The following is a 13,952-nucleotide window of genomic DNA, read 5'->3' as shown; positions in this document are numbered from 1 at the left end:
CGGCTTTTGTTATGGGGTGAGATTGCAGGATTGGAACTCGGCAAAGTGGCGCGTAAATTCCGTTTACACGCCATAACTCGACTGGAATCATCGGAAACATGGCAAAGTGGCGCGCAAACCCCGTTTGCACGCCACAACAACAACATCACCATCAGTCACTGTCTTCTTCCAGCAGTTCTTTCATTCCTGCATAGATAGCATAATATATATAGTTCATTGCCATCATATGCGGCTTGATGATGCGGCTGAAATCTTCCATCGGTACGAGCGCACGCGGGGTCGATAAGTCGATGAAGTTCATGCTCTTGATTCTGTCATCTTTGTTGCATACAAGGACATAATCAATATCGAACTGTTCCAGGTCTTTAATGTATTCAATAACAGCTTCATCATATACGTCTGCCATCAGCAGCACTCTATCTGTCCGGTCAAGGACCGATTCTGTGATCATTTTCTCAGCGCCGAATAGACTTTCGTCGCTGTCGACGATGAAATCTTCAAAATAGCGGAGGTCTCCGAATCCTTTGACGAATATCTTTCCTTCACCAGCAACTGCTTGTGCCAACAGGCGTGCAGCAATATCAAGTTCTGTTTCCTGGGCATCGATTTTCTTGAATATACCGTTCAGCTGGGTGTTGAATATCTTTAACATTTAAATCCTTCTTTCTGTTATTTATAGTACAATTCTATTATAAAAAGGAGGTTGAAGACAATGTTACGCATTTTAGTGATAGATGATGAGGACAATATCAGACTGCTCCTTAAGGAAATATTCACGCTTTACGGCATGACGACTGACGAAGCGGAAAATGGCAGAGTGGCTCTTGATATGATGGCGACAGAACGCTATGACCTTGTCTTCATGGATAAACGGATGCCGGTCATGAGCGGCTGCGAAACACTCGAACAGATTCGCAAGGTCAGCGATGTACCTGTTTATCTCATTTCTGCCTATCAGACGAGCGAAGAGATTGAGAAGATTAAAAAGCTCGGTATAGACGGCATTCTAATGAAGCCGTTTTCAATTGCTGAAGTCGCTGAAATCGCTAAAAAATATAAGGAAAACGGGGTCTAAAGTTATGCAAACAACCATGTTGTCTGCTATACTTATGACATAAATTTGTGCACCAGCACACAAGGAGGATATTTTCATGCCATTAGTTTCTATGAAAGAAATGTTAATTCAGGCTAAAGAAGGCGGTTATGCGGTAGGTCAGTATAACATTAATAATTTAGAGTTCACTCAAGCCATTCTTGGAGCTTCTCAAGAGGAGAACGCACCAGTTATTCTTGGTGTATCTGAAGGCGCTGGAAAATATATGGGCGGTTTCTACACTGTTGTAAAAATGGTTGAAGGTTTGATGAAAGACATGAACATTACAGTTCCTGTAGCGATTCATTTAGACCATGGTTCAAGCTTCGATAAATGTAAAGAAGCGATTGACGCAGGTTTCACATCTGTTATGATCGACGCTTCACACCATTCATTTGAAGAGAACGTTGAAATCACGAAAAAAGTTGTAGATTATGCGCATTCAAAAGGAGTTTCAGTAGAAGCAGAACTTGGTCGTGTCGGTGGTCAGGAAGACGATGTTGTTTCTGACGGTGTGGTCTATGCTGACGCTCGTGAATGTCAGGAACTTGTTGAAAAAACAGGTATCGACTGCTTAGCTCCTGCTCTTGGTTCAGTTCACGGTCCTTATAAAGGTGAACCGAACTTAGGATTCAAGGAAATGGAAGAAATCGGTGCAGCTACTGGTCTGCCGCTCGTATTGCACGGTGGAACAGGTATCCCGACTAAAGACATCACTCGCTCAATTTCTTTAGGAACTGCAAAAATCAATGTTAACACTGAAAATCAGATTGCCTCTGCTAAAGCAGTACGCGACACATTGAACAACGATGCTGACGTATACGACCCACGTAAATATCTTGGACCTGCACGCGAAGCTATCAAAGCAACTGTTCAAGGTAAAATTCGTGAATTCGGTACATCTGGCAAAGCTTAGTCTGACAAGATATCTATAAAGCACATCAGCGCTGCTGATGTGCTTTTTTTCTTGACTTTACGTTCTGAATTGAATATATTTAAGGTCGCAAATTCTATATTCAGCAAGGAATTATTCATATGGTTTACAATGATTAATAATGAGATATATATAACTAGACGATTAAAAAGTATTTTACAGGAATAGAAAAGGAGTACGGACATGTCAGAAGAAGTGATTAAGATAAGAGGTGGAAATCCTCTTCGTGGTAAAGTGCAGATCAGCGGTGCCAAAAACAGTGCAGTCGCATTGATTCCGGCGACGTTAATGGCTGACGGTGCTGTAAAACTGGAAGGACTGCCTGAAATTTCAGATGTCGTCACGTTAATGAGCCTGCTCGAGGACCTGAATATTAAGACGGAACTTGACGGAGACGTACTGAATGTCGACTCAAGTGAAGCAGTCAATCTGCCTTTACCTAACGACAAAGTACAGTCATTACGTGCTTCATATTATATGATGGGTGCGATGCTTGGACGTTTCAAAAAATGTACGATCGGTCTTCCTGGCGGCTGCCCGCTCGGTCCACGACCGATCGATCAGCATATTAAAGGGTTCGAGGCACTCGGTGCCACTGTGACCAATGAAATGGGTGCGATGCATCTAGAGGCCGAGGAACTGATCGGTGCCAAGATCTTCCTCGATGTGGTCAGCGTAGGCGCAACGATTAATATTATGCTCGCAGCAAGTATGGCAAAGGGCAAGACAGTCATCGAAAATGCCGCGAAAGAACCTGAAATTGTTGATGTAGCGACATTGCTTAACAACATGGGTGCTAAAATTCGCGGAGCGGGTACAGATACATTGAAAATCGAAGGTGTGGAAAGTCTGCATGGAACGACGCACACAATTATACCTGACCGTATTGAAGCGGGTACATATATGTGTGCAGCTGCCGCGATGGGCGAAGAAGTAGTGATTGAAAATATTATTCCGCTGCATATGGAACCGCTCACGGCAAAGCTTATTGAAATGGGTGTTGACATCGAAGTCGGTGAAGACAAAGCAATCATACGTAAATCAGAACCGCTTGCACCGCTGACGATTACGACGAACGTCTACCCTGGATTTGCAACTGATCTCCAGCAGCCGTATACACCGCTATTATTTATGGCCGGCGGACAAAGTACAGTGACTGACACGATATATCCCGCGCGTTTCAATCATGTGGCAGAACTTAAAAGAATGTCTGCTGACATCAATGAAAAAGGCGGAACAGCGACGATCAATCCTTCCAGACTGACTGGAGCAGAAGTGGCAGCCAGCGACTTACGTGCAGGCGCGTGTCTAGTCATTGCCGGTCTGACAGCAGAAGGCGTGACAACAGTATATAACGTCAAGCACATCGACCGAGGTTACAGTGGCATTGTTGAAAAACTGAAGGCGCTCGGTGCAGATATCTGGCGTGAGCCAATCGAAGCATAACACAACCTCCTGTTGCAGGAGGTTTCTTCTTTTATATAAAATATATATTTGATATATTTTTTATACCATGATATAATAAGTTAGTGAGGTGATAGTTATGGAAATATGTCCTTATTTAGAAGAAACATTTAAAATTCTTGGACGCAGCTGGAATGGGTTATTGATCAATTATCTGTCGCGCTGTGAAGACCATGCTGCCCATTTTTCAGATATTAAACGCGATCTGAAGTCCATTACACCTAGAGCACTCAGTCTGAAACTTGCTGAACTTGCAGAATGGGACTTAGTAGAAAAGACAGTCGTGACGACTACACCGTTATCAATCAAATACGTTCTGACACCGAAAGGCTATGCTTTAAGTCAGGCGATGATCCCTATAGAACAATGGGCACAGGAAAATCTGGAGCTGACAGAAGAAGCAGGCAGTCATTCATAATGACTGTTTTTTTCTTTATAAATTGAGTTCTTACAGTCTTCTTTACAATCTTTGGATAGGACTCATTCATAAATGTGTTATACTATTTCTGAAAGTTATATTACGTTGGACAAAGGAGAATGACGATGGAACGTAGTTTATCGATGGAGTTAGTGCGTGTGACTGAGGCGGCTGCGCTGCAGAGTGCACGCTGGGTTGGTAAAGGTTTGAAAAATGAGGCGGATGACGCGGCGACGACAGCAATGCGTGAAGTATTCGATACGATTCCGATGGAAGGAATCGTCGTGATCGGTGAAGGTGAGATGGACGAAGCACCGATGCTTTATATCGGTGAGGAACTCGGCACGAATGACGGTCCAAAAATCGATATCGCAGTTGATCCGCTTGAAGGGACGACGCTTGTCGCTGAAGGCAGCTGGAATGCGATGACAGTACTTGCGGTAGGTGACCGCGGAACACTGCTTCACGCACCAGATATGTATATGGATAAGATAGCGGTCGGTCCTGAGTGTGTCGGAGTCGTCGATATTTCTAAAAGCGTCACTGAAAACCTGCAGGCTGTTGCGAAGGCAAAAAACAAAGATATTACGAACGTTACAGCAACACTTCTCAACCGTGAACGACATGCTCATATTATCGAGGAAATACGTGCGGCCGGCGCTCGCATCAAGCTGATTGAACACGGTGACGTGGCAGCAGCAATCAATACAGCGTTTGATTTCACAGGCGTCGATATTCTCTTTGGTTCCGGCGGTGCACCTGAAGGAGTCATCGCAGCAGTCGGCATTAAAGCCCTCGGTGGTGATTTCCAGGGAATTCTTCTGCCGGAAGATAAAGAACAGGAAGAGCGCTGCCGCAATATGGGCATTGAACCTAATACAGTGCTGAAACTGGATGACATGGTCAAAGGTGACGATGCGATTTTCGCAGCAACTGCTGTGACTGACGGCGAACTGCTTAAAGGGGTGCAGTTCAAAGGTGGATTTGCAGAGACGCATTCTCTCGTCATGCGCGCTAAATCAGGCACAGTCCGTTTCATTCAAGGCCGTCACAGCCTTGAGAAAAAACCTGGTCTTACCATATCTGGAAACGATAATATTTAATCATCAGTCAGCATGTATCCGCATGCTGACTTTCACTTTGACATTCCTATAATTCATGATAAACTATGGAAGTTATCCACGCACAACCTCGTCTTACTCTGCCTTTTTCTTTTCTCAACAATATATTATTTAATAGAAGGTGCTATATGATTGAAAAACAACGGACAAGCCCTCAGTATGAATCTTTTGATGCGCTTTACAAGAACAGTACGACAAAAGAATTAACAGCGCGCGCTAAAGAACTGGGCCTTACCAATTACAGCAAACTGAATAAAAAAGAACTGGTGCTGGCCATCATGGAGAAACAGATGGAACAGGACGGTAACTACTATATGGAAGGTATCCTTGATGACATTCAGGCGGATGGGTACGGTTTCCTGCGGACGGTCAACTACTCAAAAGGTGAAAAAGATATCTATATCTCTGCCAGTCAGATCCGCCGCTTTGAGATTAAGCAGGGCGATAAGGTGACCGGTAAAGTCCGCAAGCCGAAAGAGAACGAAAAATATTACGGACTGCTGCAGGTCGACTTCGTCAATGACCAGAATGCGGAAGAAGTAAAGAAACGGCCTCATTTCCAGGCGCTGACACCGCTCTATCCGGACCGTAGAATTAAACTTGAGACATCTAAAAAAGCATACTCCACCCGTATTATGGACCTTGTGACACCGATTGGTTTCGGTCAGCGCGGAATGATAGTCGCGCCGCCGAAAGCAGGTAAGACGTCACTGTTGAAGGAAATCGCCAATGCAATCTGCACGAATCATCCTGAAGCGAAGCTCTTTATTCTGCTTGTCGGAGAGCGTCCGGAAGAAGTGACGGATCTTGAGCGTTCAGTTGCTCAGGCAGAGGTCGTGCACTCAACATTTGACGAGCCGCCGGAACATCACGTCAAAGTAGCAGAACTGCTGCTGGAACGCGCGAAGCGGCTCGTTGAGCTCGGTGAAGACGTCATCATACTGATGGATTCCATCACCCGTCTCGCTCGTGCCTATAATCTGGTCGTGCCACCGAGTGGTCGTACATTGTCAGGTGGTCTCGACCCCGCCAGTCTTCACCGCCCGAAAGCCTTTTTCGGAGCTGCCCGCAACATTGAAGCAGGCGGCAGCCTGACGATTCTCGCGACAGCGCTCGTTGAAACAGGATCCCGCATGGATGACATGATCTATGAGGAATTCAAAGGGACAGGCAACATGGAGCTGACGCTTGACCGTAAGCTCGCTGAGAAACGTGTATATCCGGCGATTGATATACGTCGCAGCTCTACCCGGAAAGAAGAGCTGCTGCTTGAACAGAAGGAACTGGAGATGGTATGGCAGCTCAGAAATTTGTTTACAGAACAGCAGGACTTTACAGAACGCTTCCTGCGCCGTCTGAAACAGAGCGACAGCAATGCGGATTTCTTCAATCAGCTAGGTGACCGTATAGAAATGAGTGCCAAAACCGGCAAGCCGATCATTTAATTAACAGTTGCAATTTGATGTTCAACCCTATATAATATGTAAGTATTGACGTGAAATATCACGAATAACTCTGTGCCAGATGGTTCAGGGCAAAGGAGCTGAAAACAATGAAACAAGGAATTCACCCGGAATACCGTAAAGTAATCTTCTTAGATTCTACGACTGACTACAAATTCTTAAGCGGTTCTACACGTTCTTCAAACGAAACGATGACTTGGGAAGATGGTAACGAATATCCAGTGATCCGTCTGGATATCTCTTCTGATTCTCACCCGTTCTACACAGGTCGTCAGAAATTCGCTTCGGCCGATGGTCGTGTTGAGCGTTTCAACAAAAAATTCGGTCTTAAAAGCAGCAACGAATAATTTAAAGAAAGAAGTTCCACATTCAGCCTTGCTGAGTGATGGGACTTTTTTTGTACATAAGATTGAGCCGAAATTGTGATATAATAAAGCGATTATGTGAAAAAAAGGTGGCCGTAAGTATGTATGAAAGTTATCCCGCAGGTTGGATAGAGTGTATCGCAGGTAGTATGTTCAGTGGTAAAAGTGAAGAGCTCATCAGAAGATTGAGACGCGGACTGTACGCGAAGCAGAAAGTCGTGGTCTTTAAGCCTGAAATAGACAACCGGTACAGCCATGATTCAGTTGTCTCTCATAATGGTTCTACTATAGAAGCTCATAACGTTGCGCAGTCTGAAGATATTTTCAAGTTCGTGACGCATGATGTGGACATTGTGGCAATCGATGAAGTTCAGTTCTTCGATCCTGGTGTCGTGGATGTCGCGACACAGCTTGCTGAAGCAGGTCACCGCGTCATTGTTGCAGGGCTCGACATGGATTTTAAAGGCGTTCCCTTTGAGCCCGTGCCGGAACTGATGGCGATCAGTGAGCACGTGACGAAGCTGCAGGCCGTATGTGCCGTCTGCGGAGCACCATCATCAAGAACGCAGCGGCTGATCAACGGAGAACCCGCGCATATCAACGATCCGATTATTATGATCGGAGCTAAGGAAAGCTATGAACCAAGATGCCGTCTGCATCATATTGTGAAGGAGGATTAATATGTTTGATCAATTAGAAATCGTAGAAGACCGTTATGAACAATTAAACGAACTTCTCAGCGACCCGGATGTCGTGTCAGATACTGATAAGTTACGCCAGTATTCAAAGGAGCAGTCCGATCTGCATAAGACTGTAGAGGTCTATAGAAACTATAAATCTGTGAAAGAACAGCTCGACGAAGCGCTTGAAATGATGGGGGAAACATCTGACCCTGAAGAAGAAGCGATGATCAAAGAAGAAATCAATGAACTGAAGCCGCAGATTCCGGCGCTGGAAGAAGAACTGAAAGTGCTGCTGATTCCTAAAGACCCGAATGATGATAAAAACGTTGTTATGGAAATCCGCGGTGCAGCGGGCGGGGACGAAGCGGCGATATTTGCAGGAGATCTATTCCGCATGTACTCCCGATTCGCTGAAGAGCAGAACTGGAGAATTGAGGTCATGGAAACGAATGAGTCAGATCACGGCGGTTACAAAGAAATCAGTTTCACGATTATTGGTAATGGTGCTTACTCAAAGCTGAAATTTGAGAACGGCGCACACCGCGTTCAGCGTATACCTGCGACAGAAAGCGGCGGCAGAATTCATACATCGACTGCGACAGTCGCGGTCCTTCCTGAAGTAGAAGACGTGGAAGTGGAGATCCGAAATGAAGACCTGCGCATTGAAACGTATCGTTCAAGCGGCTCAGGTGGTCAGCACGTCAACACGACTGACTCTGCTGTACGTATTACCCATATCCCGACCGGCCTTGTCGCGACAAGTTCTGAGAAATCCCAGATCAAAAACCGCGAGAAAGCACTGAAACTTCTGAAAACACGTGTCTACGACAAAATGCTGCAGGAAGAGCAGTCAAAATATGCAGAACAGCGTAAATCCGCTGTTGGGACAGGAGATCGTTCTGAACGTATTCGCACGTATAACTATCCGCAGAACCGTGTGACTGATCATCGGATCGGTCTGACGATTCAGAAGCTCGACCAGATCATGGAGGGCAAAGTGAGTGAAGTGATTGAAGCGCTGACCATTGCAGAGCAGACAAGTAAGCTTGAAGCATTGAATGATGGCGTCCTATAAACCGTCCATACTTGTTGCAGCCGGCAGAGTGGCATTGCAGCAAGAAAACCAGCCTGAAGTCGGCGCAATGTTTCTGATGATGGATCTGTTCGATATATCGCAGCTGGATATCACGCTTGACAACCGTCTGCTGAGTGCTGAAGAAGCGGGACGCTATGAGAAGGGTATCGCGCTGCTATGTGACGATGTGCCGCTTGCTCATATTACAGGATTTCAGGAATTTTACGGGCGTAAGTTCAAGGTGACGCCTGACACGCTCGTGCCGCGCCCAGAAACAGAGGAACTTGTCCATCATGTGCTGTCCACCATCAGGTCAGGCGTTGCAGCAGATATCGGTACAGGAACCGGCTGCATTGCAATTTCACTTGACCTGGAGGCAGATTTTAAAGTGTTCTGCACGGATATCAGTTCAGCCGTGCTGGAAGTCGCTCGTGAAAATGCCGAAGTGCTGGACAGTGATGTTATCTTCCGCCAGGGAGACTTACTGGATCCGCTTGTGACGGAAGGAGTCAAGCTCGATGTACTGGTGTCTAATCCGCCGTATATCGCTGAATCAGAGAGAGCATTAATGTCGCGTTCCGTGCTTGACCATGATCCGCATCTCGCGCTCTTCGCAGACGACGATGGACTGCTGTTATATAAGCGGATGATTGATGATCTGCCGCTCGTCATGAAAGACGACAGCTATGTCTTTTTTGAGATCGGTCACGCACAAGGTGCAGCTCTTACAGACTATATCGTGAAAAAATATGATGTAACAGTTCATATTGAACAAGATATCAACCAGCTCGACCGGATACTATGGTTCCGCTGGTGTGAATAAGTTATACACAATAGTAAAAAGTTATCCACAATTTGTGCATAACTTTTTATTTTGTAATAAAATAGACGTTGAGAGGGGAATTGAAGAGATGGAAACGTATGTTTGGGATGTTCGTAACTATGTGGATGACTTATCCACATATCCACAAATTGATAGTATCAACGCTGCTTTTCACTCAGATGAACTCATAGCCATTCCGACAGAGACCGTCTATGGACTTGCAGCAAATGCGTTCAGTCCGGAAGCAGTGGGAAAAGTCTATACCGCTAAAGGGCGGCCGAGCGATAATCCACTGATTGTCCATATTCATCAGATGGATCAGCTCGAGTTTGCTGATTATATTCATCCGGCAGCGCGTCAGTTGATGGATGTCTTCTGGCCGGGAGCGATTTCTTTTATCCTGCCGGTTAAGCCGGACCGACTTGCACCGCAAGTGACAGCAGGACTGTCATCTGTCGCTGTCAGAATGCCGGAAGATAAAGTCGCGCGTCAGCTGCTCCGGATAGTCGGATTACCGCTCGCTGCACCGAGTGCTAACTTAAGTGGTCGACCTTCACCTACTCAGTTTCAGCATGTGCAGGAAGATCTTGAAGGTAGAATATTTGGTATTATCCAGGGACCTGACAGTGAAATCGGCATAGAGAGTACAGTGCTTGACTGTACGAGCTATCCCTTTAAGATTGCGCGGCCGGGCAGTATAACGGAATCCATGCTTCTGCAGATCGTGCCGGGCTGTCTGACTGAAGCGCATTATGAGCCGGATACACCGATTGCACCGGGCATGAAATACCGGCACTATGCCCCGAACAGTCCGATGACGTTGATAGAAGGCGGGATTCAAGAACCGCTGACAATCGATTCACAGACAGCGGTCATCGCTCCTGAAAGCAGCCGCCACCTTATTGAAGGCGGTCATTTCTACCCGCTTTGTGCTACAGAGACAGCCTACAAGGAAGCAGCCGGCAATCTATATGATGTGCTGAGAATGATCGATCACAATCACGCGGTCAAACGTATCATCTTAAGCGGATTTACACGGACTGAAGAAACACGTGCACTGATGAACCGCATCGATAAAGCGTCAGCTGGCGAGTAGAGGAGGAAGATGATGAAAGTCATTTTTGTATGTACAGGTAATACGTGCCGCAGCCCGCTTGCTGAAAGCATTGCCAAATCCTTGACGGAGAATCATGAATTCACATCGCGCGGTCTGTCGGCATACAGCGGAGCCCCTGTATCGCAGCATTCAGCAGCACTAATCCGTCAGCATCAGCTGCCTGAGCCATCCACCGCTGAGCAGTTTACTGATGAAGATGCCACAGCCGATCTGATTGTCACGATGTCTTCCAGTCATAAGCAATATATAGAAGTAATGTATCCAGGGGCAAACGTCTATAGGCTCAGTGAATACGCGGCGGGGGACATGCAGGATATTAATGATCCATACGGGGGAAATATGACAGCATATGAACGCGCTTACGAACAAATAGAAATGTATGTCAGACAGTTGATAGAAACATTGGACAATACTAAATAAATACTCGAGGAAAAAAATTATATAAGCTATAATAAAGGGGAACTTCTAAAGGAGGTCATTCATATGAAAGTTGCTATTGCGAGCGATCATGGCGGTTTCGAATATAAAGAAGCCATCAAACAGCTGCTTGATGAACTGAATATTGCTTATGAAGATTTCGGAACGCATTCGCCGGATTCTGTTGATTATCCTGATTATGCGCGTCCGGTCGGTGAAGCAGTCACAAGCGGTAAGGCAGACCGCGGCATTCTGGTGTGCGGGACAGGTATTGGTATGAGCATTGCTGCAAATAAAGTGAGAGGTGTACGCTGTGCACTGGTGCATGACGTTTTTACAGCAAAGCTGACGCGTCAGCATAACGATTCAAATGTCATCGCCCTCGGTCAGCGGGTCATCGGAGAAGGACTGGCACTGATGATTGTCGAAACATGGCTGAAAGAATCTTTCGAAGGTGGTCGTCATCAGAAGCGTCTGGACAAACTAAGCGCGCTGGAAGCGGATTATGGCAGACATTAAACAGCTGCTGTCCGACCTGAAGGCAATTAATTTTTTCAAGCAAGGTGAGCTATGCGTGATCGGCTGTTCGACGTCAGAAGTCATCGGTCAGAGAATTGGCACTGATAGTTCTGATGATGTAGCCTGCGAACTGCTGGCTGCTTTTAAGACGATTGAAAGAGAAACAGGGGTCACTTTCTGCTTTCAAGGCTGTGAGCATATTAACCGGGCATTGACGATGGAGCGGGAGACAGCAGCACGCTATCAGCTGACACCTGTCTCTGTCGTGCCGGTAAAAGAAGCGGGCGGCAGCATGAGTGCTGCTGCCTATAGAAGTATGACTAATCCTGTAGTCGTTGAACATGTTCAGGCGGACTGCGGGATTGATATCGGTCAGACTTTGATCGGCATGCACATCAGACATGTGCAGATACCGGTCCGTGTTCCGACGAAGATGGTCGGTGCAGCAGTCGTGACGATCGCTGCGCACCGTCCGAAACTGATCGGCGGACCGCGCGCGAAATATCAATAAGTTTCATAAAACAAAGAAAAGAGGGAATCATATTGTCTACTTTAAAAGCACAGGATCAACAGTTATGGGAAGCGATGGAACAGGAAAAAGCAAGACAGAATAACAATATCGAACTAATTGCATCTGAAAACTTTGTGTCACAGGCAGTGATGGAAGCGCAAGGATCCGTACTCACGAACAAATACGCGGAAGGTTATCCAGGTCGACGCTATTATGGCGGTTGTGAGTTTGTCGATGTCGTTGAAAACCTCGCGCGTGATCGTGCGAAGGAATTGTTCGGTGCTGAGCATGCAAACGTTCAGCCGCATTCTGGATCACAGGCTAATATGGCTGTTTATCGTGTAGCTTTGGAAGCAGGAGATACGGTTCTTGGGATGGACTTGAATCACGGCGGACATTTAACGCATGGTTCAAAGGTCAACTTCAGCGGGATTGACTATAAGTTTGCAGCGTATGAAGTGGATAAAGAAACAGAAACGATCGATTACGCTGAAGTCAGACGTCTTGCAAAAGAACATCAGCCGAAATTAATCATTGCAGGAGCTTCAGCATATGCCCGCCAAATTGATTTTGCTGAATTCAGATCGATCGCTGATGAAGTCGGAGCAAAATTGATGGTCGATATGGCACATATCGCGGGACTTGTTGCAGCAGGACTTCACCCAAGTCCAGTGCCTCATGCAGATTTTGTGACGACAACAACGCACAAAACATTGCGCGGACCACGCGGCGGTATGATTCTCTGTAAAGAACAATACGCGAAAGCAATCGACAAAGCAATCTTCCCAGGTATTCAAGGGGGCCCCTTGATGCATATCATCGCAGCGAAAGCCGTAGCGTTCGGTGAAGCGCAGCAGCCGGAGTTTAAGGAGTACCAGCAGCAGGTCATCAACAACGCTAAAGCATTGAGCGAAAGCTTAAAAGAACGCGGTCTGCGAATCGTTTCTCAGCAGACAGAAAACCATGTCTTCTTAATTGATGTAACGACAGTGAACTTAACTGGTAAAGTCGCAGAGCACGCGCTTGATGCAGTCGGCATTACAACGAACAAAAATACGATTCCGTTCGATCAGCAAAGTCCGTTTGTGACAAGCGGTATCCGTATCGGGACACCTGCTGTAACAACCCGCGGTTTCAAAGAAGAAGAAATGAAAGAAATAGCAGCGATCATTGCGGATGTACTGCAGGATCCGGAAAACACAGAAGTACTGGAACAGGCAGCGACAAGAGTGACAGCGCTGACTGACCGTTTCCCGCTGTACAGCAACTGATAGATAAAAAATTAAGACATAAGAGATAACAAGAATCGAGGTAGATTATGGGGAAAGTACATGTTTTTGATCATCCGCTGATTCAGCATAAATTGAGCTATATTCGTGACGTCAACACTGGCACAAAGGAATTCCGGGAGCTGGTAGATGAAGTGGGGATGCTGATGGCCTATGAAGTGTCACGCGACCTTGAACTGCAGGATGTAACGATCGATACACCGGTCACGACGATGACAGCGAAGCGTCTGTCAGGGAAAAAAGTAGCAGTAGTACCGATTTTACGTGCGGGTCTTGGTATGACTGACAGCGTACTGAAGTTAATTCCAGCAGCACGTGTCGGTCACATCGGACTGTACCGTGATCCAGAGACGCTGCAGCCGGTCGAATACTTCGCCAAACTTCCGCAGGATATCGAAGAGCGCGACTTTATCGTTGTAGATCCGATGCTTGCGACAGGCGGTTCTGCTATCGAAGCTATCCATTCACTGAAAAAGCGCGGTGCAACTAAAATCCGTTTCATGTGTCTGATAGCTGCACCAGAAGGCGTTAAGTTGCTTGAAGAAGCTCATCCGGACGTCGATATCTACATCGCTGCACTGGACGAGAAGTTAAATGATCACGGTTATATTGTTCCTGGTCTTGGAGATGCAGGCGACAGATTGTTCGGCACGAAATAAT

At 46.3% G+C, this 13,952-nt stretch carries 17 protein-coding genes; 16 read left to right on the top strand and 1 reads right to left on the bottom strand.

Features of this window, described 5'->3' with window-relative positions; translation table 11 throughout:
• Positions 1-151 precede the first annotated feature (151 nt).
• Positions 152-652, bottom strand: a complete 501-nt coding sequence (locus ERX29_RS06745; RefSeq protein WP_133443938.1) for a DUF2529 family protein — start codon at positions 650-652, stop codon at positions 152-154.
• 60 nt (positions 653-712) lie between these two features.
• Between ERX29_RS06745 and ERX29_RS06740 the strand changes: the two genes are divergently transcribed.
• The 16 genes from ERX29_RS06740 (at position 713) to upp (ending at position 13,951) form a co-directional block, all read left to right on the top strand.
• The gene (locus ERX29_RS06740; RefSeq protein ID WP_133443937.1) at positions 713-1,075 is read left to right on the top strand and encodes a response regulator; all 363 of its coding nucleotides are present in this window, start codon (positions 713-715) and stop codon (positions 1,073-1,075) included.
• Positions 1,076-1,151: 76 nt separating this feature from the next.
• Positions 1,152-2,009, top strand: coding sequence for a class IIb fructose-bisphosphate aldolase FdaB (fdaB, locus tag ERX29_RS06735; protein ID WP_133443936.1), 858 nt, complete (start codon positions 1,152-1,154; stop codon positions 2,007-2,009).
• A gap of 201 nt (positions 2,010-2,210) precedes the next feature.
• On the top strand, positions 2,211-3,473 hold the full coding sequence (locus ERX29_RS06730) for a UDP-N-acetylglucosamine 1-carboxyvinyltransferase (protein ID WP_133443935.1): 1,263 nt from the start codon (positions 2,211-2,213) through the stop codon (positions 3,471-3,473).
• Between the two features lie 97 nt (positions 3,474-3,570).
• On the top strand, positions 3,571-3,909 hold the full coding sequence (locus tag ERX29_RS06725) for a winged helix-turn-helix transcriptional regulator (RefSeq protein ID WP_133443934.1): 339 nt from the start codon (positions 3,571-3,573) through the stop codon (positions 3,907-3,909).
• A 125-nt stretch (positions 3,910-4,034) separates the two neighbouring features.
• Positions 4,035-5,012: a class II fructose-bisphosphatase gene (glpX, locus tag ERX29_RS06720; RefSeq protein WP_133443933.1), complete on the top strand. Its 978-nt coding sequence runs from the start codon at positions 4,035-4,037 to the stop codon at positions 5,010-5,012.
• A 146-nt stretch (positions 5,013-5,158) separates the two neighbouring features.
• Positions 5,159-6,475 (top strand): transcription termination factor Rho, encoded by a 1,317-nt coding sequence (gene rho, locus ERX29_RS06715; RefSeq protein WP_133443932.1) that lies wholly within the window; start codon positions 5,159-5,161, stop codon positions 6,473-6,475.
• A gap of 107 nt (positions 6,476-6,582) precedes the next feature.
• Positions 6,583-6,840: a type B 50S ribosomal protein L31 gene (locus ERX29_RS06710; protein ID WP_133443931.1), complete on the top strand. Its 258-nt coding sequence runs from the start codon at positions 6,583-6,585 to the stop codon at positions 6,838-6,840.
• A 119-nt stretch (positions 6,841-6,959) separates the two neighbouring features.
• Positions 6,960-7,538 carry a thymidine kinase gene (locus tag ERX29_RS06705; RefSeq protein WP_133443930.1) on the top strand — a complete coding sequence of 193 codons (579 nt, stop codon included), beginning with the start codon at positions 6,960-6,962 and terminating at the stop codon, positions 7,536-7,538.
• Position 7,539: 1 nt separating this feature from the next.
• Positions 7,540-8,616: a peptide chain release factor 1 gene (gene prfA / locus ERX29_RS06700; protein ID WP_133443929.1), complete on the top strand. Its 1,077-nt coding sequence runs from the start codon at positions 7,540-7,542 to the stop codon at positions 8,614-8,616.
• Positions 8,600-9,439, top strand: a complete 840-nt coding sequence (prmC, locus tag ERX29_RS06695; RefSeq protein ID WP_133443928.1) for a peptide chain release factor N(5)-glutamine methyltransferase — start codon at positions 8,600-8,602, stop codon at positions 9,437-9,439. The genes prfA and prmC overlap by 17 nt, the downstream gene beginning before the upstream one ends.
• Positions 9,440-9,527: 88 nt before the next feature.
• Positions 9,528-10,535, top strand: a complete 1,008-nt coding sequence (locus ERX29_RS06690) for an L-threonylcarbamoyladenylate synthase (RefSeq protein WP_133443927.1) — start codon at positions 9,528-9,530, stop codon at positions 10,533-10,535.
• Between the two features lie 12 nt (positions 10,536-10,547).
• A complete protein-coding gene (locus ERX29_RS06685) occupies positions 10,548-10,976 on the top strand; it encodes a low molecular weight protein arginine phosphatase (RefSeq protein ID WP_133443926.1) in 429 nt (142 codons plus the stop codon).
• A gap of 63 nt (positions 10,977-11,039) precedes the next feature.
• Positions 11,040-11,492 (top strand): ribose 5-phosphate isomerase B, encoded by a 453-nt coding sequence (gene rpiB, locus ERX29_RS06680; RefSeq protein WP_133443925.1) that lies wholly within the window; start codon positions 11,040-11,042, stop codon positions 11,490-11,492.
• On the top strand, positions 11,479-12,003 hold the full coding sequence (locus tag ERX29_RS06675; protein WP_133443924.1) for a TIGR01440 family protein: 525 nt from the start codon (positions 11,479-11,481) through the stop codon (positions 12,001-12,003). The genes rpiB and ERX29_RS06675 overlap by 14 nt, the downstream gene beginning before the upstream one ends.
• 32 nt (positions 12,004-12,035) lie before the next feature.
• On the top strand, positions 12,036-13,274 hold the full coding sequence (gene glyA, locus ERX29_RS06670) for a serine hydroxymethyltransferase (protein ID WP_133443923.1): 1,239 nt from the start codon (positions 12,036-12,038) through the stop codon (positions 13,272-13,274).
• A 47-nt stretch (positions 13,275-13,321) separates the two neighbouring features.
• A complete protein-coding gene (gene upp, locus ERX29_RS06665; protein WP_133443922.1) occupies positions 13,322-13,951 on the top strand; it encodes a uracil phosphoribosyltransferase in 630 nt (209 codons plus the stop codon).
• The last annotated feature ends 1 nt before the right edge of the window (position 13,952 follow it).

The organism is Macrococcus lamae (genome assembly GCF_004359545.1).
Classification (GTDB): domain Bacteria; phylum Bacillota; class Bacilli; order Staphylococcales; family Staphylococcaceae; genus Macrococcus; species Macrococcus lamae.
The sequence above is the reverse complement of the archived record's forward strand: the minus strand, read 5'-3'. Positions and strand labels throughout refer to the sequence as shown.

What these genes read in the sequence shown, in the direction of transcription:
- ERX29_RS06745 (WP_133443938.1), bottom strand. Translation starts at nt 652, where the DNA reads ATGTTAAAGATATTCAACACCCAGCTGAACGGTATATTCAAGAAAATC.
- ERX29_RS06740 (WP_133443937.1), top strand. Translation starts at nt 713, where the DNA reads ATGTTACGCATTTTAGTGATAGATGATGAGGACAATATCAGACTGCTC.
- fdaB (WP_133443936.1), top strand. Translation starts at nt 1,152, where the DNA reads ATGCCATTAGTTTCTATGAAAGAAATGTTAATTCAGGCTAAAGAAGGC.
- ERX29_RS06730 (WP_133443935.1), top strand. Translation starts at nt 2,211, where the DNA reads ATGTCAGAAGAAGTGATTAAGATAAGAGGTGGAAATCCTCTTCGTGGT.
- ERX29_RS06725 (WP_133443934.1), top strand. Translation starts at nt 3,571, where the DNA reads ATGGAAATATGTCCTTATTTAGAAGAAACATTTAAAATTCTTGGACGC.
- glpX (WP_133443933.1), top strand. Translation starts at nt 4,035, where the DNA reads ATGGAACGTAGTTTATCGATGGAGTTAGTGCGTGTGACTGAGGCGGCT.
- rho (WP_133443932.1), top strand. Translation starts at nt 5,159, where the DNA reads ATGATTGAAAAACAACGGACAAGCCCTCAGTATGAATCTTTTGATGCG.
- ERX29_RS06710 (WP_133443931.1), top strand. Translation starts at nt 6,583, where the DNA reads ATGAAACAAGGAATTCACCCGGAATACCGTAAAGTAATCTTCTTAGAT.
- ERX29_RS06705 (WP_133443930.1), top strand. Translation starts at nt 6,960, where the DNA reads ATGTATGAAAGTTATCCCGCAGGTTGGATAGAGTGTATCGCAGGTAGT.
- prfA (WP_133443929.1), top strand. Translation starts at nt 7,540, where the DNA reads ATGTTTGATCAATTAGAAATCGTAGAAGACCGTTATGAACAATTAAAC.
- prmC (WP_133443928.1), top strand. Translation starts at nt 8,600, where the DNA reads ATGATGGCGTCCTATAAACCGTCCATACTTGTTGCAGCCGGCAGAGTG.
- ERX29_RS06690 (WP_133443927.1), top strand. Translation starts at nt 9,528, where the DNA reads ATGGAAACGTATGTTTGGGATGTTCGTAACTATGTGGATGACTTATCC.
- ERX29_RS06685 (WP_133443926.1), top strand. Translation starts at nt 10,548, where the DNA reads ATGAAAGTCATTTTTGTATGTACAGGTAATACGTGCCGCAGCCCGCTT.
- rpiB (WP_133443925.1), top strand. Translation starts at nt 11,040, where the DNA reads ATGAAAGTTGCTATTGCGAGCGATCATGGCGGTTTCGAATATAAAGAA.
- ERX29_RS06675 (WP_133443924.1), top strand. Translation starts at nt 11,479, where the DNA reads ATGGCAGACATTAAACAGCTGCTGTCCGACCTGAAGGCAATTAATTTT.
- upp (WP_133443922.1), top strand. Translation starts at nt 13,322, where the DNA reads ATGGGGAAAGTACATGTTTTTGATCATCCGCTGATTCAGCATAAATTG.